This window comes from Burkholderia sp. 4NA327C6, from assembly GCF_005502655.1.
GTDB lineage: Bacteria > Pseudomonadota > Gammaproteobacteria > Burkholderiales > Burkholderiaceae > Burkholderia > Burkholderia contaminans.
Genome location: NZ_SCNZ01000007.1, coordinates 178,639 through 200,112, shown reverse-complemented (window position 1 = coordinate 200,112; position 21,474 = coordinate 178,639). Strand labels below are relative to the sequence as shown.

General features: G+C 64.8%; 18 protein-coding genes and 3 tRNA genes. 5 read left to right on the top strand and 16 right to left on the bottom strand.

All coding sequences use genetic code 11. The annotated features are described in order from the left end of the window. Positions 1–17 precede the first annotated feature (17 nt). Complete coding sequence (locus tag FFS49_RS10345) at positions 18–986, top strand: Dyp-type peroxidase (RefSeq protein WP_023093403.1); 969 nt, start codon at positions 18–20, stop codon at positions 984–986. 37 nt (positions 987–1,023) lie between these two features. Here the strand turns inward: FFS49_RS10345 and FFS49_RS10340 are convergent, their stop codons facing one another. The 6 genes from FFS49_RS10340 to uvrC all read right to left on the bottom strand — a co-directional run bounded on the left by FFS49_RS10340 (position 1,024) and on the right by uvrC (position 6,369). Beyond that, a complete protein-coding gene (locus tag FFS49_RS10340; RefSeq protein WP_023093402.1) occupies positions 1,024–2,967 on the bottom strand; it encodes an integrase arm-type DNA-binding domain-containing protein in 1,944 nt (647 codons plus the stop codon). A 226-nt stretch (positions 2,968–3,193) separates the two neighbouring features. Next, positions 3,194–3,269 (bottom strand) — tRNA-Gly (locus FFS49_RS10335). A 51-nt stretch (positions 3,270–3,320) separates the two neighbouring features. Continuing rightward, positions 3,321–3,396, bottom strand: a tRNA-Gly gene (locus FFS49_RS10330). A 53-nt stretch (positions 3,397–3,449) separates the two neighbouring features. Beyond that, positions 3,450–3,525 (bottom strand) — tRNA-Gly (locus FFS49_RS10325). Positions 3,526–3,660: 135 nt separating this feature from the next. Then, positions 3,661–4,248, bottom strand: coding sequence for a CDP-diacylglycerol--glycerol-3-phosphate 3-phosphatidyltransferase (gene pgsA, locus FFS49_RS10320; protein WP_046545257.1), 588 nt, complete (start codon positions 4,246–4,248; stop codon positions 3,661–3,663). Positions 4,249–4,338: 90 nt separating this feature from the next. Further along, positions 4,339–6,369 carry an excinuclease ABC subunit UvrC gene (gene uvrC, locus FFS49_RS10315; protein ID WP_105816299.1) on the bottom strand — a complete coding sequence of 677 codons (2,031 nt, stop codon included), beginning with the start codon at positions 6,367–6,369 and terminating at the stop codon, positions 4,339–4,341. Between the two features lie 76 nt (positions 6,370–6,445). Between uvrC and earP the strand changes: the two genes are divergently transcribed. The 3 genes from earP (at position 6,446) to FFS49_RS10300 (ending at position 9,979) form a co-directional block, all read left to right on the top strand. Continuing rightward, complete coding sequence (earP, locus tag FFS49_RS10310; protein ID WP_039348351.1) at positions 6,446–7,639, top strand: elongation factor P maturation arginine rhamnosyltransferase EarP; 1,194 nt, start codon at positions 6,446–6,448, stop codon at positions 7,637–7,639. Positions 7,640–7,766: 127 nt separating this feature from the next. Next, the gene (gene efp, locus FFS49_RS10305) at positions 7,767–8,324 is read left to right on the top strand and encodes an elongation factor P (RefSeq protein ID WP_011351421.1); all 558 of its coding nucleotides are present in this window, start codon (positions 7,767–7,769) and stop codon (positions 8,322–8,324) included. 269 nt (positions 8,325–8,593) lie between these two features. After that, the gene (locus FFS49_RS10300; RefSeq protein WP_039348354.1) at positions 8,594–9,979 is read left to right on the top strand and encodes a sigma-54 dependent transcriptional regulator; all 1,386 of its coding nucleotides are present in this window, start codon (positions 8,594–8,596) and stop codon (positions 9,977–9,979) included. 189 nt (positions 9,980–10,168) lie between these two features. Here FFS49_RS10300 and nagZ read toward each other — a convergent pair whose 3' ends face one another. Next, positions 10,169–11,197, bottom strand: a complete 1,029-nt coding sequence (nagZ, locus tag FFS49_RS10295) for a beta-N-acetylhexosaminidase (RefSeq protein WP_105816300.1) — start codon at positions 11,195–11,197, stop codon at positions 10,169–10,171. A 92-nt stretch (positions 11,198–11,289) separates the two neighbouring features. On the opposite strand from nagZ, the gene FFS49_RS10290 reads away from it, so the two are divergent. Further along, entirely contained in the window at positions 11,290–12,342 is a 1,053-nt protein-coding gene (locus tag FFS49_RS10290) for an RNA-guided endonuclease TnpB family protein (RefSeq protein ID WP_105816301.1), read from the top strand. A gap of 33 nt (positions 12,343–12,375) precedes the next feature. On the opposite strand, the gene acpS is transcribed toward FFS49_RS10290, so the two are convergent. The 9 genes from acpS to FFS49_RS10240 form a co-directional block, all read right to left on the bottom strand. Beyond that, positions 12,376–12,804, bottom strand: a complete 429-nt coding sequence (gene acpS, locus FFS49_RS10285) for a holo-ACP synthase (protein WP_011351418.1) — start codon at positions 12,802–12,804, stop codon at positions 12,376–12,378. A gap of 72 nt (positions 12,805–12,876) precedes the next feature. After that, entirely contained in the window at positions 12,877–13,653 is a 777-nt protein-coding gene (pdxJ, locus tag FFS49_RS10280; protein ID WP_046545252.1) for a pyridoxine 5'-phosphate synthase, read from the bottom strand. Further along, entirely contained in the window at positions 13,650–14,486 is an 837-nt protein-coding gene (gene recO / locus FFS49_RS10275) for a DNA repair protein RecO (RefSeq protein WP_011351416.1), read from the bottom strand. The genes pdxJ and recO overlap by 4 nt, the downstream gene beginning before the upstream one ends. Then, positions 14,473–15,372, bottom strand: coding sequence for a GTPase Era (gene era, locus FFS49_RS10270; protein ID WP_006476493.1), 900 nt, complete (start codon positions 15,370–15,372; stop codon positions 14,473–14,475). Before era ends, recO begins: the two co-directional genes overlap by 14 nt. Positions 15,373–15,432: 60 nt before the next feature. Further along, on the bottom strand, positions 15,433–16,659 hold the full coding sequence (gene rnc / locus FFS49_RS10265) for a ribonuclease III (protein ID WP_105816302.1): 1,227 nt from the start codon (positions 16,657–16,659) through the stop codon (positions 15,433–15,435). 153 nt (positions 16,660–16,812) lie between these two features. Then, positions 16,813–17,706, bottom strand: coding sequence for a signal peptidase I (lepB, locus tag FFS49_RS10260; protein WP_039348369.1), 894 nt, complete (start codon positions 17,704–17,706; stop codon positions 16,813–16,815). 16 nt (positions 17,707–17,722) lie between these two features. Beyond that, positions 17,723–19,516 carry a translation elongation factor 4 gene (lepA, locus tag FFS49_RS10255; protein WP_105816303.1) on the bottom strand — a complete coding sequence of 598 codons (1,794 nt, stop codon included), beginning with the start codon at positions 19,514–19,516 and terminating at the stop codon, positions 17,723–17,725. A gap of 191 nt (positions 19,517–19,707) precedes the next feature. Then, positions 19,708–19,950 carry a glutaredoxin family protein gene (locus FFS49_RS10245; RefSeq protein ID WP_071334154.1) on the bottom strand — a complete coding sequence of 81 codons (243 nt, stop codon included), beginning with the start codon at positions 19,948–19,950 and terminating at the stop codon, positions 19,708–19,710. A gap of 7 nt (positions 19,951–19,957) precedes the next feature. Beyond that, positions 19,958–21,460 (bottom strand): DegQ family serine endoprotease, encoded by a 1,503-nt coding sequence (locus tag FFS49_RS10240; RefSeq protein ID WP_071334153.1) that lies wholly within the window; start codon positions 21,458–21,460, stop codon positions 19,958–19,960. Positions 21,461–21,474 lie beyond the last annotated feature (14 nt).

Below are 21,474 nucleotides of genomic sequence, written 5' to 3'. Positions count from 1 at the left end.
GGTCTTTGGAGGCACGAATGGTTGGAAGTGGTTGGGACCGAGTACCAATTGACTCGCAAAGCATCGATGCGCCGCTGTCGCGCGCGGCGGTGTTTCTCACGTTGACGGTCGCCGAGGGCCACGAGGCCCTTCAGGTGGTCGCCGGCGTCTTGGACGGGCTGGACGACCTGATCAAAACGGTGGGCTTCCGCGATCTCAACGGCCGGCTGTCGTGTATCACTGCACTGGGATCGGCGCTATGGGACCGTTTCCAGACCGGGAAGCGCCCGAAGGAACTACGGCCCTTCCTGCCCATCGAGGGTGCTAAGCACACCGCGCCTGCCACGCCCGGCGACCTGTTCTTTCACATCCGTGCCGAACGTGAGGACCTCTGTTTTGAATTCGAGCGCCTGCTGCTGGACCAACTGGGCAGCAGCGTGACGGTGGCCGACGAGGTGGTCGGTTTTCGCTACTTCGACTCCCGCGACCTGCTTGGCTTTGTCGATGGCACGGCCAACCCGACCGGGCACGACATCGGCGCCTCGACGCTGGTCGGCAGTGAAGATCAGGCGTTCGCCGGCGGCAGCTACTTGGTGGTGCAGAAGTATCTGCACCAAATGCAGCCGTGGGCTCGGCTCGCCAAGGACGAGCAAGAGCGGATCATCGGCCGGGAGATCGTCAGCAATGTCGAATTGCCCGACGCGACGAGCGGCCAGAAATCGCACAAGACCCTCGCCACGATCGTGGACGACGACGGCACCGAGCACGACATCCTGCGCGACAACATGCCCTTCGGCCGCCCCGGCCAGGGCGAATATGGCACCTACTTCATCGGCTACTCCAGGCATCTGTGGGTGACGCAGAAGATGCTGGAGCGCATGTTCCTCGGCGATCCGCCAGGCATGCACGACCGCCTGCTCGATTTCTCGACGGCGCACACCGGCGCCGTGTTCTTCGCTCCCGCACCGCGCACGCTGAGCGAACTCGTGGAGGCGGTGCAAGCGTAATGCAGGGGCCACAAGGCCCCTGCAAGGTTTGAGAGCCCTATGCTCCGTCTAGAACTACTGCGCTATCCACCAGCCGACGAACGCTTTGCCGCACATCCTCGGGGATGGGGTACGGGGCAATGGCCTCGGGCATATCCGCATGGTGCTGGTAGTCGCCCATGATGACCCGGATGATTGCCGGCACGTTGGTCGGCGTGACCGCATCAATGGCCGCGCGATCCCCCAGGTCAGGGTGCGGCTGGGTCAGCATGCGGTACAGATCCCACGAATCCGCGTGCGGGCACTGGTTCATGAGCACCTGGGCCAGCTTGTGCTTGAGCGGCACCAGTTGCCAATCGGGAACACGCTGCCCCCGATTGCCCAAACTGATGGACAGCAACTTGCCCGCTTTCAGTTCGCGGTTGATCTGGTCCTTGGACTTTCCGGCCAGCTTGCCGAACAGCGGGACCGGCAAGCTGCTTGGAGACTCGTAGATGGTCAGCATTTCCTCGCGCTCGCGCTGGATCGCGGACACTTCCGGCTCTGGGGCATGCGTCGGAGGCGGCGGCACCTGAGACAGCCGCTGGAACGTGATCCCGCCGCCATTCGAGGTCACGACAATGGGTGTTGCTACAACGGGCGAGACGCTGGTGAGAGTGGGCTCGGCCACCGTGGGGGCCGTCTCCACCGCTTCCTCCGCTTCCGCCATCGCCGGCACTCCGTCGATACGGATGGTCAGGTGCGCGCTCGCGGCTTCCACTTCGCCCTGTTCGAGCAGGTCGAGCCGATCGGCCCAGTCCTGCATCATCCGACGGCGCGGCTCAACGTACTTGGCGTGGTTGTAGGACGAACTCACCTTGTTGGGGTCGGAATGGGAAAGCTGCGCGTCCACCCAAATCTTCGGGTAGCCAATCTCGTTGAGCGCCGTCGAGATGGTGCCGCGGATGCCGTGGCCGGTCAGGCGCCCCTCATAGCCCATGAGCTGCACGGCCTTGTTGAGAGTGTTCTCGCTGATGCGCTTCTTGAGTTCGCTGCGGTGTGACAGCAGGTACCTCTGCGCCGGCCGCATCACCCCCAGAAGATAGCGCACGATCTCGATGGCCTGCAGGGATAGCGGCACGATATAGGGGGGCACATCCTGCGGCCGCTTCCCTGCCTTGCGCATTTCATCCTGGAGCTGCTTGACGATCTGCGGTGGGATGATCCACAAGCCGCGGTCGAGGTCGAACTGTTCGGGTTCGGCCAACCGCAGTTCGCCGGTGCGCACCCCGGTCAGGAACAGCAGCCGGACGCCAAGCTGGGTCTGCCAGCCACGGGGGTTGTAGAGCCGGAGCTTCTGGAGGAACTCGGGCATCTCGGGCAGGTGCAAGTAGGGATTGTGGGCTACCGGGGGCTTGGGTTCGGCTACCACGTCCAGGTCTGCGGCCGGGTTGACCTCCAGCCCCTCGGCGATGACCAGGGCATAACGGAACATCTGGTTGAACCAGGTGCGGACCTTTTCCGCAGTAGTGAACGCCTTGCGCTTCTCGATCGCCGCCAGGACGCCCAGAAGCTGAGGGCGGCGAATGTCATAGATCGACATCTTCCCCAGAGTGGGCAGCACGTCTTTGTTAAAGATGCGTAGGATCTGGGAAAGCGTGCTCTGACGGCCTTCCTTGAGTTCCTTACGGCGATGCTCGACCCAAGCATCGAAGACGGTCTTGAAGGTGTATTCGCCTGCCAGCTTGGCCGCGTGCCGTTTCTGGTCGCGCTCGACCTGGGGATCGATCCCCCTGGCAAGCAGGGCCTGGGCCTTGTCTCGCTCGGTCCGGGCTTCACGCAGGCTGAGGGCAGGATAGCCGCCTAGGCACAGGCGCTTTTGCTTGCCCAGCCAGTAGTAGCGGAATTGCCATGACTTGCCGCCTGCGGCTGAGACCATCAGGCCCAGGCAGTCGTTGTCGGAGAGGGTGTAGCGTTTTCCGGTGGTCTTCGCCTGCCGGACGGTCAGATCAGAGAGCGCCATTTCGAGACTCCTAAGTAATGACTTAGGCCCTATGCTCGTCATGGTTCCCGCTCAGCCCCAGCAACTATCCGGTAGCCGACCCACCCGTATTCTTGTGCCTTATTTGGTCACTCAAAAACGGTAGCTGTGGGTGGATTTCCGTGGCACTCGCTGGAATGAAAAAAGGAGCCGAAGCTCCTTTTTTCAATGACCTACAGACCCCAGTAGAAGTCTGTAGATCAAAATTTGGAGCGGGAGACGAGTCTCGAACTCGCGACCTCAACCTTGGCAAGGTTGCGCTCTACCAACTGAGCTACTCCCGCATTGTCCTGCATCTGCAGCGCTTCGCCGACCAACACGCTGCCAGAAAAATCTGGAGCGGGAGACGAGTCTCGAACTCGCGACCTCAACCTTGGCAAGGTTGCGCTCTACCAACTGAGCTACTCCCGCATGTGTCCTGCATCTGCAGCGCTTTGCCGTACAACACGCTGCCAGAAAAAATCTGGAGCGGGAGACGAGTCTCGAACTCGCGACCTCAACCTTGGCAAGGTTGCGCTCTACCAACTGAGCTACTCCCGCGTATTGCTGCGCTACTGCTTCCCCGTCACACACTTACTTCGTCGTGCAGCGGAGAAGCGAGATTATGTCGAAGGCACATTCGTGTGTCAAGAGCTTTTCCAGCCCTTTTTACAAAAACCTGCTCGACCGGCCCCATCACGCGCCGCCGCGCTCTCGAATCTGCGGCCATGCGAGCTTCATGTAGTACAGCATCGACCAGATCGTCAGCACCGCGGCAAGATACATCAGCCATTCGCCCCACACACGCGTGTCGATCGTCGCGATACCGAGCGGCAGTGGCCCGTAGAACAGCAGCATCGGAATTGCGACCATTTGGCATGCAGTCTTGAACTTGCCGAGCTGGTTCACCGCGACGCTCTTCGACGCGCCGATCTGCGCCATCCACTCGCGCAGCGCCGAAATCGCGATCTCGCGGCCGACGATCACGAGTGCGATTGCCGCATCGACCCGCGAAATCTGCACGAGGATCAGCAGCGCGGCCGTCACCATCAGCTTGTCCGCCACCGGATCGAGAAATGCGCCGAAAGACGACGTCTGGTTCCACTTGCGGGCCAGATACCCGTCGAACCAGTCGGTCAGCGCCGCAAGAATGAAGATCGCCGCCGCCGCGAGGTTGCGGTGTGCGCCGCCCATCACCGTGTCCGGCAGGTAGAACACGCCGACGACGAGCGGAATCAGCACGATCCGTACCCACGTCAGGAAAATCGGGAAATTGAACGGCATGGCATGCGGGACAGTAAAGGATTCGCAATTGTGCCGTGTCGACCGGCCTGCCACAAGAACGCTGGCAAGGCAGCCGGCCGCACGGCCGCGTCAGTGAAGCTGCTTGTAGATCTGCTCGGCGAGCGCGTGCGAGATGCCCTCGACGCTCGCGAGTTCCTCGACGCTCGCGGCAACCACGCCGCGCAACCCGCCGAACCGCGCGAGCAGCCGCTGCCGGCGCTTCGCGCCGACGCCCTCGAGCTCCTCGAGCCGCGATGTCTGGCGCGCCTTCGCCCGCTTGGCACGCATGCCGGTGATCGCGAAGCGGTGCGCCTCGTCGCGGATCTGCGCGACGAGCATCAGCGCGGCGCTTTCCTTGCCGAGTTCGAGGGGTGTGCGGCCGTCCGCGAACACGAGCGTCTCGAGGCCGACCTTGCGCCCTTCGCCTTTCGCGACGCCGACCAGCATCGACGTGTCGAGACCGAGCTCGGTGAACACCTGGCGCGCGATTTCGACCTGCCCCTTGCCGCCGTCGATCAGCACGATGTTCGGCAACAGGCTCGACGCTTCGGCCTGGCGCGTCGACTCGCCGTCGATGCCGGCCGCATCGTCGGCGGCCGCCGCCTGCGCGGCCTGCTCGACCATCTTCTCGTAGCGGCGCGTGAGCACCTGCCGCATCGCCGCGTAATCGTCGCCCGGCGTGATCCCGGTGATGTTGTAGCGGCGGTATTCACCCGACTGCATCTTGTGATGGTGGTAGACCACGCACGACGCCTGTGTTGCCTCGCCCATCGTATGGCTGATGTCGAAGCATTCGATCCGCAGCGTCGCGAGATCGTCGCATTCATAGCTGAGCGTCTCCGCGAGCGCACGCGTGCGCGCCTGCTGCGAGCCCTGCTCGGACAGCAGCCGCATGAGCGCAATCTGCGCATTCTGCTCGGCCATCGACAGCCACGCACGCCGCTGCCCCTGCGGCTGCCGCACCAGCGACACCTTGTGGCCGGCCTGCTCGGACAGCAGCTCGAGCAGGTCGCGGCTCGCGGGCGCGTGGCTCACGACCAGCACGGGCGGCACGCGGTTGCCGAGATAGTGCTGCGCGATGAACGCATCGAGCACTTCGGCCTCGACCGACGCCGCCGCGTCACCGCGCGTGCGGCCGGGCTCTTCCGGCAGGTCGGGCAATGCGTCGGCGGACGCATCGACCGCCTCCGCCAGCTCGGACTCGTCGCCGATCCCGCCCTCGGCGAGCGTCAGCGCGCTTTCGACGTGCGTCGGGAAGTACGCCTTGTCGCCGAGATGCCGGCCGCCACGCACCATCGCGAGATTCACGCACACGCGCCCGCCCTGTGCGACGACGGCCAGGATGTCGACGTCGCTGTCGCTGCCGACCTCGATCGCCTGCTGGTGAAGCACCGTCGCGAGCGAGCTCATCTGGTTGCGCACGGCCGCCGCCTGCTCGAATTTCAGCTCGGCCGCGAATGCGTGCATCTTCTGCTCGAGCTCCTTCATCACTTCGGACTGCCGGCCGAGCAGGAAGCGCGCGGCGTTCGAGACGTCGATGGCGTAGTCCTCGTCGGAGATCGCGCCGACGCACGGCGCCGTGCAGCGCCCGATCTGGTGCAGCAGGCACGGCCGCGTGCGATTGTTGAAGACCGAATCCTCGCAGGTGCGCAGCTGGAACACGCGCTGCAGGATCTGGATGCTCTCGCGCACGGCCCAGGCGCTCGGGAACGGTCCGAAATACTGGTTCTGCTTGTCGACCGAGCCGCGGTAGTAGGCCATGCGCGGAAAGCGGTGCGCGGTGAGCTTCAGGTACGGATACGACTTGTCGTCGCGAAACAGGATGTTGTAGCGCGGCGCGAGCGCCTTGATCAGGTTGTTCTCGAGCAGCAGCGCCTCGGCCTCCGAGCGCGTGACGGTCGTCTCGATGCGCGCGATGCGCGTGACCATCATCGCGATGCGCGGCGACAGCTGCGTCTTCGTGAAATAGCTCGATACGCGCTTCTTCAGGTCGCGTGCCTTGCCGACATAGAGCACGGCGCCCGCCGTGTCGTAATAGCGATAGACGCCCGGCATGTGCGGCAACTGCGCAAGGATCTTCTTCGGTTCGAACGGGGTATCGGAAGCTTCAGGGGATGTCATGCGTGATCCGGGCGCCTTGTAACGCGGAACGGGTCTATTAGAATCGCCAGTTTAGAGCATTCACCGGCCCGCTTCGATGTCCCGCACCCCCGCTGCCCCCCTGCCTGCTACGCCGCTCGCGCCGGGCGAACCGATCGCCTGCGACCTCTTCTGTACGGTGGTCGACAATTTCGGCGACATCGGCGTCTGCTGGCGCGTCGCGCGCCAGCTCGCGCACGAGCACGGCTGGCAGGTTCGCCTGTTCGTCGACGACCTGCGCACGTTCGCGCGCCTGCTGCCCGGGGTCGATCCCGACGCGGGGCGGCAGACGGTCGATGCGATCGTGATCGAGCACTGGCATGCGGAAGTCGGCGACGCGCTGGAGATTGCCGATGTCGTGATCGAAGCGTTCGCGTGCGAGTTGCCCGGCGCGTATCTCGCGGCGATGGCGCGCCGCGAACGGCGCCCCGTGTGGATCAATCTCGAATACCTGAGCGCCGAGGACTGGGTCGCCGATTTCCATCTGCGGCCATCGCCGCATCCGCGCTACCCGCTGCTGAAGACGTTTTTCTTCCCGGGCCTGTCGGCCGGCACCGGCGGCGTCCTGAAGGAGCACGATCTCGATGCACGCCGCGCGGCCTTCGAAACCGACGCGGCGGCACGCGACGCCTGGTGGCGGCGCGCGACCGGCGGCCCGGCGCCTGCCCCGGGCACGACCGTCGTCAGCCTGTTCGCGTACGAGAATCCGGCCGTCGACGCGCTGCTCGCGCAGTGGCGCGACGGCCCGACGCCGGTCGTCGCACTCGTACCGGCCGGCCGCGTGTCGCCTGCGGTCGCGCGTTTTTTCGGGGTCGAGTCGTTCGGCGCGGGCATGCATGCGCGCAGCGGCAACCTGACGGCGCATGGGCTCGCGTTCGTCCCCCAGGCCGACTACGATCCGTTGCTGTGGGTGGCCGACGTCAATTTCGTGCGCGGCGAGGATTCGTTCGTCCGGGCGCAGTGGGCCCGCAAACCGTTCGTGTGGCACATCTACCCGCAGGCCGACGACGTGCACCTGCCAAAGCTCGACGCCGCGCTCGCACACCTGTCAGCCGGCCTCGCCGATGCGCCGCGCGCGGCGCTCGAGCGGTTCTGGCACGCATGGAACGGCGTCGGCACACCCGACTGGGCCGATTTCTGGCAGCACCGCGCCGCACTGGACGCCAACGCGGCCCGCTGGGCCGATGCGCTCGCGGCCGTCGGCGATCTCGCCGGAAAGCTGGCGGAATACGCAAAATCTCAGTTAAAATAAGCGGTTATCCGACGGCTGACCAGGCAAGCGCTCGCTTTTGGCGTCCACCGGAACGCACCGCTTGCGCCGTCAGCCGTTGCGCAACGCTCAGGCACCTATTTATTTGATTTGATCAGGACAGTTTTTTATGAAAACCGCACAGGAACTCCGCGTAGGCAACGTCGTGCAGATTGGCAGCGACGCATGGGTCATCGCCAAGGCTGAATACAACAAGTCGGGCCGCAACTCCGCCGTCGTCAAGATGAAGATGAAGAACCTGCTGACGAACGCAGGCCAGGAAGCGGTCTACAAGGCTGACGACAAGTTCGACGTCGTCGTGCTCGACCGCAAGGAAGTGACGTACTCGTACTTCGCCGATCCGATGTACGTGTTCATGGACGCCGACTACAACCAGTTCGAAGTCGAAGCGGAAATGATGGGCGAAGCGCTGAACTACCTCGAAGACGGCATGGCTTGCGAAGTCGTGTTCTACAACGAGAAGGCGATCTCGGTCGAACTGCCGACGGTCCTCGTTCGCGAGATCACCTACACGGAGCCGGCAGTCAAGGGCGACACGTCGTCGGGCAAGGTGCTGAAGAACGCCAAGCTCGCAACGGGCTTCGAACTGCAAGTGCCGCTGTTCTGCAACACCGGCGACAAGATCGAAATCGATACGCGTACGAACGAATACCGCAGCCGCGCGTAATCGCCAGCGGTACCCGCATCGAACAAAGCGCCCTTCGGGGCGCTTTTTGTTTGTCCGGCGCCAACAACCGGGCGAGAGTCATGCTGATGTAAAGCACAAAAGCCACCGGTAAAGATATTCAATTTGTATCATCGGTAACTGTTTTATAGCGCCGGAGAAATAATGCTCGTGACGCGTTCAGCGGGGCATAAAATCAGTTTTTAATCTGACATGCGGCTGCGGCCCCGACGGCCGACAGCCCGCCTCTCTTGACTCGACTCGCGTCCACCATGCCACACGCCCTGATTGTCGAAGACGATCCCAACAGTCTGTCCGGCCTCACCGCACTGCTCGCCGCAGACGGCTTCTCGGTCGACACGGCCACGTCGCTCGCCGAAGCACGCACGGCGCTCGGCCGCTCGATTCCCGACGTCGTTCTCGTCGACCTCAACCTGCCGGACGGCAGCGGGTTCGACCTGCTCCAGCACCTGCCGCAGCAACAGCCGAACGGCTCGTTGCCCGTCATCGTGCTGACCGGCAATGCGACGGTCGAGAGCGCCATCGAGGGCCTGCGTCACGGCATCTGGGACTACCTGCTGAAGCCGATCAACATCCCGCGCCTGCGCAGCCTGCTCGCGCGGATCCCGCGTCCGTACGAACTGATCGACGAAGTGCAGTCGTTGCGCGCCTCGCTGCGCCATCTCGGCCGCTTCGGCGCGCTGGTCGGCCGCAGCGACGCGATGCAGCACGTGTACGACATGATCGAGCACAACGCGCGCACCGAAACGGCCGTGCTGTTCTCGGGCGAAGCCGGTACCGGCAAGAAGCTGGCCGCGCGCACGCTGCACGACCTGAGCCGGCGCCGCAAGGGGCCGTTCGTGTCGTTCGACTGCCGGACGATCGCGCAGGCCGGCCGGCATGGTGCGTCGCTCGACAGCGTGCTGTTCGGCCATGAGCGCGGCGCGTTCGACGGCGCCGAGCGCCGCGAATCAGGCCTGTTCGAACAGGCCGGCGGCGGCACGCTGTTTCTCGACGAGATCACCGCACTGCCGCTCGTGCTGCAGGAAGCCCTGCTGCATGCGCTCGATTCGCAGAACTTCATGCGGATCGGCGGCACGAGTTCGATCACGAGCGATTTCCGGCTGATCGCGACCACGCGCCGCCCGGCGCGCGAAGCAGTCGCGAACGGCACGCTGCGCGAGGATCTGTGGCTGCGCCTCGACGCGGCGTCGATCACGATGCCGCCGCTGCGCGAGCGCGACGGCGACGCGCTCGCGATCGCGGACGCACTGATCGACGAACTGAACCGCGACGCGCGCGCAACCGGCCGCAGCACGACCGACAAGCGCGCGGCACCGGGCTTCGTGCGCGAATGCCTGTCCTACGAATGGCCGGGCAACGTGCGCGAGTTGCAGGAGCGCGTGCGCTTCGCGTACGACGCATCGGGCGATTTCATCGAGACACTGCGCGCGGGCGAGCCGAGCTTCTCGGCCGGCGCCGCACTGAACGGCAGCAGCGTGCAGATCAAGGTCGGCACGCCGCTGTCCGACGTCGAGGATCTGCTGATCCGCGCGACGCTCGATGCCGTCGGCGGCACGCGCCACCGCGCCGCAACGCTGCTCGGCATCAGCCCGAAGACGTTGTACAACAAGCTGCAGCGGATGAAGGTGAACTGAGCGGGCAGCGATGCTCGAAGGCGCGGGCAGGGTTTGACCGTTAGTTGCGCTAAAGCGAACGTCGTCAACCTGCTTGACGCCTGAAGCTGCCCGGTTCGCACTGGTAGCAATGCATAAAAAAGCCGCGCGATTGCGCGGCTTTTTGTTTCGGTGACCGGAACGGCGCAGACCGCGCCATCCCCTCCCCGCTCAGGCCAATGCGCTGCTCAACAGCGCCTGCGCCTGCAGATACTCGGGCTGCACGATCAGCTTGTCCCACTTGAACGCCTTGCCGCGCGCACGCATCCGCTTGATGCGTCGCACCGACTCGTCCGTTGCCCGTGCTTTCAGCCCGTTCAGCACGACCTCGGCCGCGTCCGGCTGGTTGCAGACGAGCACCATGTCGCAACCGGCCGCGAGCGCGGCGTCGGCCGCCTGCGTGAGCGTGCCGCCTTCGCGCGCGGCCTCCATCGACAGGTCGTCGCTGAAGATCGCGCCAGTGAAGCCGAGCCGGCCGCGCAGGATGTCCTGCAGCCACACCCGCGAGAAACCGGCCGGCCGCTTGTCGACCTGCGTGTAGATCACGTGCGCGGGAATCACCGCGGACAGCGACAGGCCGAGCCAGTCGTACGGTGCGACGTCCTGCTTGAGGATCGCGTCGAGCGGACGGTCGTCGGTCGGCAACGCGACGTGCGAGTCGGCCTCCGCGAAGCCGTGCCCCGGGAAATGCTTGCCGCAATTCGCCATCCCGGCGAGCGACAGCCCGTGATTCAGGCTCTTCGCGAGCAGCGTGACGACGCGCGGATCGCGATGGAATGCGCGATCGCCGATCACTTTCGAGTGCCCGTAGTCGAGGTCGAGCACGGGCGTGAAGCTCATGTCGATCCCGCATGCGCGCAATTCAGCGGCCAGGATGTAGCCGACGGCCGTGGCGACCTTCGTCGCGAGCAGCACGTCGCGGTCCCACAGCTCACCGAGGCGGCGCATCGCGGGCAGCACCGTGAAGCCGTCGGTGCGGAAACGCTGCACGCGCCCGCCCTCGTGATCGACGGCGATCAGGATGTCTTCGCGCACCGCGCGGATCGCGTCGGTCAGCGCGGTCAGTTGCGCGCGGTTCTGGAAGTGCCGCGCGAACAGGATCACGCCGCCGGTATTCGGATGCGCGAGGCGCCGCGCATCGTCGCGCGACAGGGCCGTGCCGACGACGTCGAGCATGACCGGGCCGGGAGTCGTTTTCATAAAGATTTGCTCGGAGAAACCCCGCAACTCATAGCGGGAAGGAAAGGAGTGCCGTTGACAGGCAGCTTCTTCCACAGATTAGGATCACCGGTATGATTCTCGTCTACCGCTACCGGGTGAAATCGCTCAACGGACTGCTTAACAAGCAGAGCCGTGCGGTGAACTACGTCTGGAACTTCTGCAACGACACGCAAAAGCACGCGCTCAAGTGGCGCAAGAAGTGGCCGACGGGTTTCGACCTGAACGTGTTGACGACCGGTAGCAGCAAGGAACTCGGCATCCACTCGGGCACCGTCAACGCAACGTGCGAACAATACGCGAAGTCTCGCAGCCAGCACCGGCGCCCTTGGCTGCGCTATCGCAGCAGGAAATCGCTCGGTTGGGTGCCGCTGAAGGGCCGTGACCTGAAGCGCGAGGGTGACGCGTTCCGTTTCGCCGGCAACACGTTTCGCGTGTTCAATAGCCGGGTGCTTCCCGAAGGCAAGATCAAGGACGGGACCAACTTTGCGCAGGATGCGCGTGGCAATTGGTTTCTGAATATCGTGATCGAAATGCCCGATGTTCACGCCCGACCGATTCGTTCCGGTGTCGGCATTGATCTCGGCCTGAAAGACTTCGCCACACTTTCGACCGGTGAGAAGCTGCCGAACGATCGGTTCGGTCGATGTGCGGCCGAAAAGCTCGCGAAAGCGCAACGGGCGCGCAAACACAAGCGGCATATCGCGAAGCTGCACGCGAAGGTCGCGAACGCCCGCACCGATTTCCAATACAAGCTCGCGCTCGATCTGGTGCGGCGTTTCGATTACATCGTGGTCGGCAACGTGTCTGCCGCCAAACTCGCCAGAACCAGGATGGCGAGGAGCGTTTACGACGTATCCTGGTCGTCCTTCCGAAACAAGCTCCGCTACAAAGCGATCGCGCACGGAGTCACGTTCGAGGAAGTCGACGAAAGCGGTTCGACCCAGTCCTGTTCGGCGTGCGGATCGAAAGACAGCTCGACGCGGCCGAAAGGTATCGCGGGACTGAGAATAAGAGAGTGGGCCTGCAGTGACTGTGGTGTCGAGCATGATCGGGATACCAACGCTGCGCTGAACATTCTCCGATGCGGACGTGCATCGCCAGGTGTGGGAATCAACTGCCTTTAGGTGGATGAGGACGTCAACGAATCGGGAATTCCGTCAGGAGGAGGTTCGGGAAACAGGTGCAGGCGCCGCGTCCGTCTCGGCGACCACGAACGACACCGCGTAGTCGCGTTCGTCGCTGACCGTCACGCGTGCCGTGATGCCACGGGCGGCAAGCCAGTCGGCCAGCTCGCCCGATGCGACCACGTACGGCTCGCCGCTCGGATGGTTGAGGGTCTGCAGCGCACGCCACGTCATCGGCCAGTGCATGCCGAGCCCGATCGCCTTCGAGAACGCTTCCTTCGCGGAAAAGCGCGTCGCGAGGAACGCGATGCCGCGCGCCTCGGAGCGGGCACGGCGCGCATGGAACACGCGCAACTCGTCGGGGCCCAGCACCTTCTCGGCAAACCGGCCACCCGTGCGTTCGAGCACGGCCGCGATGCGGCTCACCTGGGCGATGTCGGTACCGATGCCGTAGATCGCCATGTCAGTACGCGCCGGTACGACCCGGCCGGGCCGGGTCAGGCATGACGCGCGACGCGCAGCGGCAATTCATCTTCAGCGCGCGCCGCCATGCAGCGCGGCAACGCGTGCGGCGACCATGATCGCCTTCATTTCGCGCACCGCGTTGTCCCAGCCCGCGAAAATCGCGTGTGCGACGATCGCGTGGCCGATGTTCAGTTCGACGATGCCGTCGATCGCGGCGATCTGCTGCACGTTCGTGTAGTGCAGGCCGTGACCGGCGTTGACCTTCAGGCCGAGCTGCGCACCGGCCTGAACGCCCGCGACGATGCGCTCGTATTCGCGCTGCTGCTCGGCTTCGTCGTGCGCTTCGGCGTAACGGCCCGTATGCAGCTCGATCACCGGCGCGCCCGCTTCGTGCGCGGCACGGATCTGCGTCTCGTCCGGGTCGATGAACAGCGACACGCGCACACCCACGTCGGCAAGCTGCTTGCATGCCGCACGCACGGCTTCGAAGTGGCCGGCGACATCGAGACCGCCTTCGGTCGTCAGTTCCTCGCGCTTCTCGGGCACGAGGCACGCGTCGTGCGGACGCACTTCGCATGCGATATCGAGCATCTCGGCAGTCACCGCGCATTCGAGGTTCATGCGCGTCTTCAGCAACGGGCGCAGCTTGCGCACGTCCGCATCGACGATGTGGCGGCGATCCTCGCGCAGGTGCAGCGTGATCGCATCCGCACCGGCTTCTTCGGCGGCGAGCGCCGCGCGGATCGGATCGGGATAGGTCGTGCCGCGCACATTGCGTAGCGTCGCGACGTGGTCGATGTTGACGCCGAGGTCGATGGCGGTGGGCGTTGTCAGGAAAAAGCTCATAGGTTTTGCAGGTCGATCAGGATCTGACGCGTGGCAAGCGGCGTACCGCCGAGATAGGTGTTCAGCAGGAAGCGCATCAGCGTCTTGCTTTGCGCAACCGTCTGGGCTCGATGGTAATCGTCCTGCTCCATGTCGAGCAACGTCTGTCCGGAAATGACCGGCCAGTGCGACGGGACTTCGTCGTCCGCATTGCGCACGCCACGCTCGGGATCGAACACGTAGCGACGGTCAGGCTCGACCGCGCGGCGCGCGACCGTCCGGTTCAGCGCCATTGCGTAGCCGGTCTCGCGCAGCAGCACGCGCTCGAACGAGCGCAGCACCTGCACCGCGGGTTCGCCGTGCGCGAGGCGCGTGAGGGTCAGCACGTAATGATTGAAGAGCGGCGGCTGCGGATCTTCGCGGGCACAGAACTTCACGAGCAGTTCGTTCGCGTAGAAACCGCACAAGAGCCCGTCTCCGCCGAGCGGCAGCATCCCGCCTACCCATTCGGCACCCGTCAGCGTGCGCACCTCGGATTTGCCCGACCAGGACAGCAGCAGCGGCTGAAAGGTCTGCAGTACGCCGCGCAACGCGGAGTGCGGGCGTTTCGCGCCCTTCGCGACGAGCGCGAGCCGGCCATGATCGCGCGTCAGCACGTCGATGATCAGGCTCGTTTCCCGATAGGGATAACTGTGCAGCACGTACGCCGGCTGCTCGGCGACACGGAAATCGGACGTGCGTGACGTCGCGCGCCGCGCCTTGCGCGGCGGTTCAGGCGGTGCCGGCAGCGGCGCGTCGTTCGCGCCGGCCGTCACCGCGTCTTCGGTCGACGTCAGCGCGTCATTCGTACCCATAGGCGCGCAGCCCCGCCTCGTTGTCGGCCCAGCCGCTCTTCACCTTCACGAAAGTCTCGAGGTAAACGGGGCCGTCGAACAGCTTCTCCATGTCCATCCGCGCCTCGGTGCTGATCTGCTTGAGCTTCTCGCCCTTCTTGCCGATCACCATCGCCTTGTGCGAATCGCGCTCGACGAGGATCGTCGCGAAGATACGCTTCAGGCGCCCTTCCTCCTCGAACTTGTCGATCAGCACGGTGCTCGTGTACGGCAATTCGTCGCCGGTCCAGCGGAACACCTTCTCGCGCAGGATTTCGGCGGCGAGGAAACGCGAGCTGCGGTCGGTCAGCTCGTCCTCGCCGTAGATCGGCTCGCCTTCCGGCAGGTACGGCTTGATCGTGTCCAGCAGGCGCTTGATGTCTTCCGGCTTCTGAGCCGACAACGGCACGAGCTCGGTGAATTCGCGCAGCTCGCTCACCTTCTGCATGAACGGGAACAGCGTGGCCTTGTCGTTCACGCGGTCGATCTTGTTCGCGATCAGCAGCGTCGGCATGCCGGGCGGGATCAGGTCGAGCACCTTCTGGTCGTCCGGCCCGAAGCGGCCGGCCTCGATCACGAACAGGATCACGTCGACCGACGTGAGCGTCGACGTGACCGCGCGATTCAGCGAACGGTTCAGCGCGGTGCTGTGGCGTGTCTGGAAGCCCGGCGTGTCGACGAACACGAATTGCGCGTCGTCGAACGTATTGATGCCGGTGATGCGGTGGCGGGTCGTCTGCGCCTTGCGCGACGTGATGCTGATCTTCTGGCCGACGAGTGCGTTCATCAACGTCGACTTGCCGACGTTCGGGCGGCCCACGATCGCGATCATGCCGCAACGGAAACCGGTAGGAGCGGGAGTGTTCATATCGTTTGGGAGACAGGTTCGGAAACGGCCGCGCGGCGCGCGGCACGATCGATGGGCAATTCAGTGGTCGGCATCGGCCACGCGCGCCTGAGCGGCGGCGAGGCTCGCGCCGCCCGGCGGCGTCTCGGAATCCGGTGCCGCGGCGTCGCGTGTGCGCGCAGCCGCACGCGAAGCGGAGTCGGTACCGGCGGAAGACTTGTCGGCGGACGACGATGCCGGATCGGCGGCCTGGCCAGCCGGCTTGTCGGCTGCGCGTGCAGCGGGCACGGCTTCCACGGGCTTCTCCGCGGCCTTGTCGGCTCGCTCGGCCGGCTTGTCGACAGCCTTGTCCGCCGCCGGCTTCGCCGCCCGTTCGCCCTTTTCCGCCGCCGCGTCGACATGCGCCGCGCGAATCGCGGCCATCGGCGCCGCGGCCGGCTCGGCACCGGTCGCAGCGGTGGCCGCGGGCGCCGCACCGGCCGCCCTCGCCTCGCGCGCCGCCGCGCGTTCCTTCCGCTCCGGCGAGCGCAGGTCGAGCGCTTCCTGCACGCCCTTCACGCCCGGCACGATTTCGGGTTCGACGTGTTTCGACCCGCGTGCGTTTTTCGAGCGCTTCGGCTTTGCGGCCAACATCGGCGCGGCCGCCATCACTTCATCGAGCGCCTTCTTCGCGGCAGCCTGCTCGGCTGCGCGCCGGCTCGCACCGGAGCCCGACACCTTCACGTCGAGCTTCGGCACCGTGCATTCGACTTCGAATTGCTGATTGTGCGCCGCACCATGCGTCGCGACCACCGTGTAGGTCGGCAACGCGATCTTGTGCCCCTGCAGGTATTCCTGCAGCAGCGTCTTCGCGTCCTTGCCGAGCGTGCGCGGATCGATGTGATCGAGAATCGGGATATAGAGGCGCTTGATGACCCCTTGGGCGGCTTCGAAGCCGCCATCGAGGAACACGGCCCCGATGATGGCTTCGAACGCGTCCGCGAGGATCGACGGGCGGCGGAACCCGCCACTGCGCAGCTCGCCTTCGCCCAGCCGCAACCCGTCCGAAATATTCAGGGCCTGAGCAATTTCGTACAGCGACTGCTGTTTGACGAGGTTGGCGCGTACGCGCGACAGATCGCCTTCGTCCAGCTTGCCGAAACGCTGGAACAAAAGGGCGGCCACCGCGCAATTCAGAACGGAATCGCCGAGAAACTCGAGCCGTTCGTTGTGCGTGGCACTGTGACTGCGATGGGTCAAAGCCTGGCGCAACAATTCCGCATTGCGAAATTCGTAGCGCAGCCGGCTTTCCAACTGGGATGAGGGCATGTGCAGGAGTATAACGCGGGCGCCCGGTCGAGCCGAAACGGCACGGCCGGACGCAAAAGGCGTGACGAAGCGGTGTTACCGCCGGTTCTTAAAGTAGTTCGGCACTACGCGACGCGGCCCGTGCGTCGCGTAGTGCGAGTGAGTCGAATGCGATCAGTTGAAGGAACCGATGCGCTTCAGGTCGCTGAAGTTCATCCAGATGAAGAACGCGCGGCCGACGATGTTCTGGTCCGGCACGAAACCCCAGTAGCGGCTGTCCGCGCTGTTGTCGCGGTTGTCGCCCATCATGAAGTAGTGACCGGGCGGCACCTTGCAGATCACGCCGCGGCTGTTGTACGTGCAGTTGTCGCGATACGGGTAGTCGTATGCGCCCATCACGAACGGCGGCACGGCCGGGTTGTTGAGGATCGCGTTCTTCTTGTTGCCGATCGTTTCCTCGAACTGCTTCGCGTAATTCTGGCGCTCGTCGTCGAAGAAATCGGGCAGCGGCGTTTCGGGCACCGGCTGGCCGTTGATCGTGAGCTGCTTGTCCTGGTACGCGACGGTATCGCCCGGCAGGCCGATCACGCGCTTGATGTAGTCGACCGACTCGTCCTTCGGATAGCGGAACACGACGACGTCGCCGCGCGACAGCGGGCTGCCCTGTGTGATCTTCGTGTTCGTGACCGGCAGGCGCAGACCGTATTCGAACTTGTTGACGAGGATGAAATCGCCGACGAGCAGCGTCGGCACCATCGAGCCCGACGGAATCTTGAACGGCTCGACGACGAACGAACGCACGACGAACACCGCCAGGATCACCGGGAAGAAGCTCGCCGTGTACTCGAGCCACCACGGCTGGCGCAGCTTCTCGTCGCGCAGCTTCGAACGCGTCTGCGCCGCGTTTTCATCCGCGAAGCGCTTGTCGATGCGCGACTGCTGACGATCGAATTCCTCGATCGCCGAGTCGGCCGCCTTGCGACGCCGCGGCAGGAACACCAGTTTGTCCAGCACCCACGCTACGCCCGTCAAGATGACGAGCACAAAAAGAATCAGCGCAAAATTCATAAAAGGATCAGTCCTGTTATTTGTCTTCGACGCGCAAGATCGCGAGGAACGCTTCCTGCGGGATCTCGACCGAACCCACCTGCTTCATGCGTTTCTTACCTTCTTTCTGCTTCTCGAGCAGCTTCTTCTTTCGCGAGATGTCGCCGCCGTAGCACTTCGCGAGCACGTTCTTGCGCAGCGCCTTGATGTTCTCGCGCGCGACGATGTGCGCGCCGATCGCGGCCTGGATCGCCACGTCGTACATCTGGCGCGGAATGATCTCGCGCATCTTCGCGGCGACTTCACGGCCGCGATATTGCGACTGCGACCGGTGCACGATGATCGACAGCGCATCGACCTTGTCGCCGTTGATCAGCATGTCGACCTTCACGACGTCCGACGAACGGTATTCCTTGAACTCGTAGTCCATCGACGCATAGCCGCGCGACACCGACTTCAGGCGATCGAAGAAGTCGAGCACGATCTCGGCCATCGGGATCTCGTACGTGAGCTGCACCTGGCGGCCGTGATACTGCATGTTGATCTGCGAGCCGCGCTTCTGCTCGCACAGCGTGATCACCGAGCCCACGTAGTCCTGCGGCATGTACAGGTTCACGGTGACGATCGGCTCGCGGACTTCGGCGATGCGGCCCGGATCCGGCATCTTCGCCGGGTTCTCGACCATGATCTTCGAGCCGTCGCTCTGCACGACCTCGTAGACGACCGTCGGTGCGGTCGTGATGAGGTCCATGTCGAACTCGCGCTCGAGCCGCTCCTGCACGATTTCCATGTGCAGCAACCCGAGGAAGCCGCAGCGGAAACCGAACCCGAGCGCCTGCGACACTTCCGGCTCGTACTGCAGCGATGCGTCGTTCAGCTTCAGCTTCTCGAGCGATTCGCGCAGCGCGTCGTACTGGTTCGCCTCGACCGGATACAGCCCCGCGAACACCTGCGGCTTCACTTCCTTGAAGCCCGGCAGCGGCTTGGCGGCCGCCTTGGTCGCGTGCGTGACGGTGTCGCCGACCTTAGCGGCCGTCAATTCCTTGATGCCGGCGATGATGAAGCCGACCTGCCCTGCCGACAGCGAATCGAGATTGCGCGACTTCGGCGTGAACACACCGACGTGCTCGACCGGATACTGCGCGCCGGTCGCCATCATCTTGATCTTGTCCTTCGGACGCAGCGTGCCGTTGACGATACGCACGAGCATCACGACGCCGACGTAGTTGTCGAACCAGGAGTCGATGATCAGCGCCTGCAGCGGCGCGGCCGGATCGCCCTTCGGCGGCGGCACCTTCGCGATCAGTGCTTCGAGCACGTCCTCGACGCCGAGACCCGTCTTCGCGCTGCAGCGCGTCGCGTCGGTCGCGTCGATGCCGATCACGTCCTCGATCTCCTCGATCGCGTTCTCGGGGTTCGCGGCCGGCAGGTCGATCTTGTTCAGCACCGGCACGACCTCGACGCCGAGCTCGATTGCCGTATAGCAGTTCGCGACCGTCTGCGCCTCGACGCCCTGGCTCGCGTCGACCACGAGCAGCGCACCTTCGCACGCGGACAGCGAACGGCTGACCTCGTACGAGAAGTCGACGTGCCCCGGCGTATCGATCAGGTTCAGGTTGTAGACCTTGCCGTCGCGCGCGCGATAGGACAGCGCGGCAGTTTGCGCCTTGATCGTGATGCCGCGCTCGCGCTCGATATCCATCGAGTCGAGCACCTGCGCTTCCATTTCACGGTCGGCGAGGCCGCCGCATACCTGGATGATGCGATCCGCGAGCGTCGACTTGCCATGGTCGATGTGGGCGATGATCGAGAAATTGCGAATATGATCCATTCAGTGCCGATCAAGCGAAAAAGGCGCGCTCGACGACTGCGGAGCACGCCTTGTAAGTCGGTGAAAAAACGGCTTATTTTAGCCGAAAAGGCCTTCGCCGGGCGGTATTTCCAACGCCGGGCCGCGCAGCGGCCCGCCGGGGGCGCCCGCCGGGTCAAGCCCCATGCGAAGCGACGCCCGCCGGAGGCAGGTCAGGCTCGTCGCCGCGCCGTCAGCGCATCGCGCACCCGGGCGTCGTCGAACCGGTGGCGGCATACCTCCGCCCCGTCCAGCAGCAGCACGGGCACGTCCTCGTCGTAGCGGGCGACGAGCGCCTCGTCGGTGTCGATGTCGACGTAATCGACCGCGACACCGAATTCGGCCGCCACCGGCGCCAGTGCGTCGCGCATGTCGTCGCACAGGTGGCACCAGCCGCGGCCGTAGAGCGTGAACATCGGCGCGTTACTTCTGGCGCGGCCGCACGGGCACGAACTGCGTGTTGTCGCCACGCCGCACCAGCACCGCAACCGCCTTCTGCGGATCGAGCTGCGCGGTCACTTCGGCGAACTGCTTCGCGTTCGTGATGTCGGTGTCGCCGACGCGCAGCACGATATCGCCGCGCTGCAAGCCCGCACGGGCGGCCGGGCCGTCGACGCCATCGATCTGCACGCCGTTCTTCAGCTTCAGCGTCTTCATCTGTTCGGCCGTCAGGTCACTGACCGTCAGACCGAGCGAATTGGTCTGGCGCGGCTTCTGCGGCGCGTTCTTGCGCTGCTCGGCCTTCGCCGTCGTTTCGGCCGGCGTTTCAGCGATCGTGATCGGCAGATCGCGTGCCTGACCCTTGCGCCACACGCTGACCGTCGCCTTCGTGCCGGGCTTCGTGTCGCCGACCATGCGCGGCAGGTCCGACGCCGTGTCGACCGAACGGCCATTGAACTTCAGGATAATGTCGCCCGGCTGGATGCCTGCCTTGTCGGCCGGACCGCCCGGCTCGACGCTGCTGACGAGCGCGCCCTCGGCCTTCGGCAGCCCGATCGAATCGGCCACGTCCTTCGTCACCTCACCGATCGCGACCGCGATCCGGCCGCGCGTGACCTTGCCCGTCGCCTTCAGCTGGTCGGCCACGCGCATCGCCTCGTCGATCGGAATCGCGAACGAGATGCCCATGAAGCCGCCGGTACGGCTGTAGATCTGCGAGTTGATGCCGATCACCTCGCCCTGCATGTTGATCAGCGGGCCGCCCGAGTTGCCCGGGTTCACGGCGACGTCGGTCTGGATGAACGGCAGGTAGTCGCCCGTGTTGCGGCTCTTCGAGCTGACGATGCCGGCCGTGACGGTGTTGTCGAGGCCGAACGGCGAGCCGATCGCGACGACCCACTCGCCGACGCGCACCCTGTTCGAATCGCCGATCGCGACGACCGGCAGGTTCGACGCCTGGATCTTGACGACCGCGACGTCCGTGCGATCGTCGACGCCGATCAGCTTCGCCTTGAATTCGCGCTTGTCGGTCAGCGTCACGTAGATGGTGTCCGCGTCGTCGACGACGTGCGCATTGGTCATCACGTAACCGTCGGCCGACACAATGAAGCCCGAGCCGACGCCGCGATTCTGTTCGGTGTCGGGCGGATTGTCCGGCGTCGGCGCGTTCTTCGGATTGCCGCCGCCATTGCCGCTACCGTTGCCGGGCGCCTGCGGCAACGGAATGCCGAAGAAGCGCCGGAAGAATTCCGACATGTCGCCGTTGTCGAAGCCCGGCGGGAGCATCCCGCGCGGGCCGCTGCTCGTCGGCACGTTGGCGGTTGTCCGGATGTTCACGACGGCCGGCCCGACCTTCTCGACCAGGTCGGCGAAGTCGGGCAGGCTGGCAGCGGGAGCCGTCACCGCGAACGCGGTATGCGGCACGAGCGGCAGGCAGGCAGACAGCGCCGCCGCTGCGAGCCATTTGCGCAGCGTGAGTTTCATCATGTCGGAAGCCGTAG

Excerpts from the sequence above, each read along its gene's own strand:
- FFS49_RS10345 (WP_023093403.1), top strand. The coding sequence starts at position 18 with ATGGTTGGAAGTGGTTGGGACCGAGTACCAATTGACTCGCAAAGCATC.
- FFS49_RS10340 (WP_023093402.1), bottom strand. The coding sequence starts at position 2,967 with ATGGCGCTCTCTGATCTGACCGTCCGGCAGGCGAAGACCACCGGAAAA.
- pgsA (WP_046545257.1), bottom strand. The coding sequence starts at position 4,248 with ATGCCGTTCAATTTCCCGATTTTCCTGACGTGGGTACGGATCGTGCTG.
- uvrC (WP_105816299.1), bottom strand. The coding sequence starts at position 6,369 with ATGACATCCCCTGAAGCTTCCGATACCCCGTTCGAACCGAAGAAGATC.
- earP (WP_039348351.1), top strand. The coding sequence starts at position 6,446 with ATGTCCCGCACCCCCGCTGCCCCCCTGCCTGCTACGCCGCTCGCGCCG.
- efp (WP_011351421.1), top strand. The coding sequence starts at position 7,767 with ATGAAAACCGCACAGGAACTCCGCGTAGGCAACGTCGTGCAGATTGGC.
- FFS49_RS10300 (WP_039348354.1), top strand. The coding sequence starts at position 8,594 with ATGCCACACGCCCTGATTGTCGAAGACGATCCCAACAGTCTGTCCGGC.
- nagZ (WP_105816300.1), bottom strand. The coding sequence starts at position 11,197 with ATGAAAACGACTCCCGGCCCGGTCATGCTCGACGTCGTCGGCACGGCC.
- FFS49_RS10290 (WP_105816301.1), top strand. The coding sequence starts at position 11,290 with ATGATTCTCGTCTACCGCTACCGGGTGAAATCGCTCAACGGACTGCTT.
- acpS (WP_011351418.1), bottom strand. The coding sequence starts at position 12,804 with ATGGCGATCTACGGCATCGGTACCGACATCGCCCAGGTGAGCCGCATC.
- pdxJ (WP_046545252.1), bottom strand. The coding sequence starts at position 13,653 with ATGAGCTTTTTCCTGACAACGCCCACCGCCATCGACCTCGGCGTCAAC.
- recO (WP_011351416.1), bottom strand. The coding sequence starts at position 14,486 with ATGGGTACGAATGACGCGCTGACGTCGACCGAAGACGCGGTGACGGCC.
- era (WP_006476493.1), bottom strand. The coding sequence starts at position 15,372 with ATGAACACTCCCGCTCCTACCGGTTTCCGTTGCGGCATGATCGCGATC.
- rnc (WP_105816302.1), bottom strand. The coding sequence starts at position 16,659 with ATGCCCTCATCCCAGTTGGAAAGCCGGCTGCGCTACGAATTTCGCAAT.
- lepB (WP_039348369.1), bottom strand. The coding sequence starts at position 17,706 with ATGAATTTTGCGCTGATTCTTTTTGTGCTCGTCATCTTGACGGGCGTA.
- lepA (WP_105816303.1), bottom strand. The coding sequence starts at position 19,516 with ATGGATCATATTCGCAATTTCTCGATCATCGCCCACATCGACCATGGC.
- FFS49_RS10245 (WP_071334154.1), bottom strand. The coding sequence starts at position 19,950 with ATGTTCACGCTCTACGGCCGCGGCTGGTGCCACCTGTGCGACGACATG.
- FFS49_RS10240 (WP_071334153.1), bottom strand. The coding sequence starts at position 21,460 with ATGATGAAACTCACGCTGCGCAAATGGCTCGCAGCGGCGGCGCTGTCT.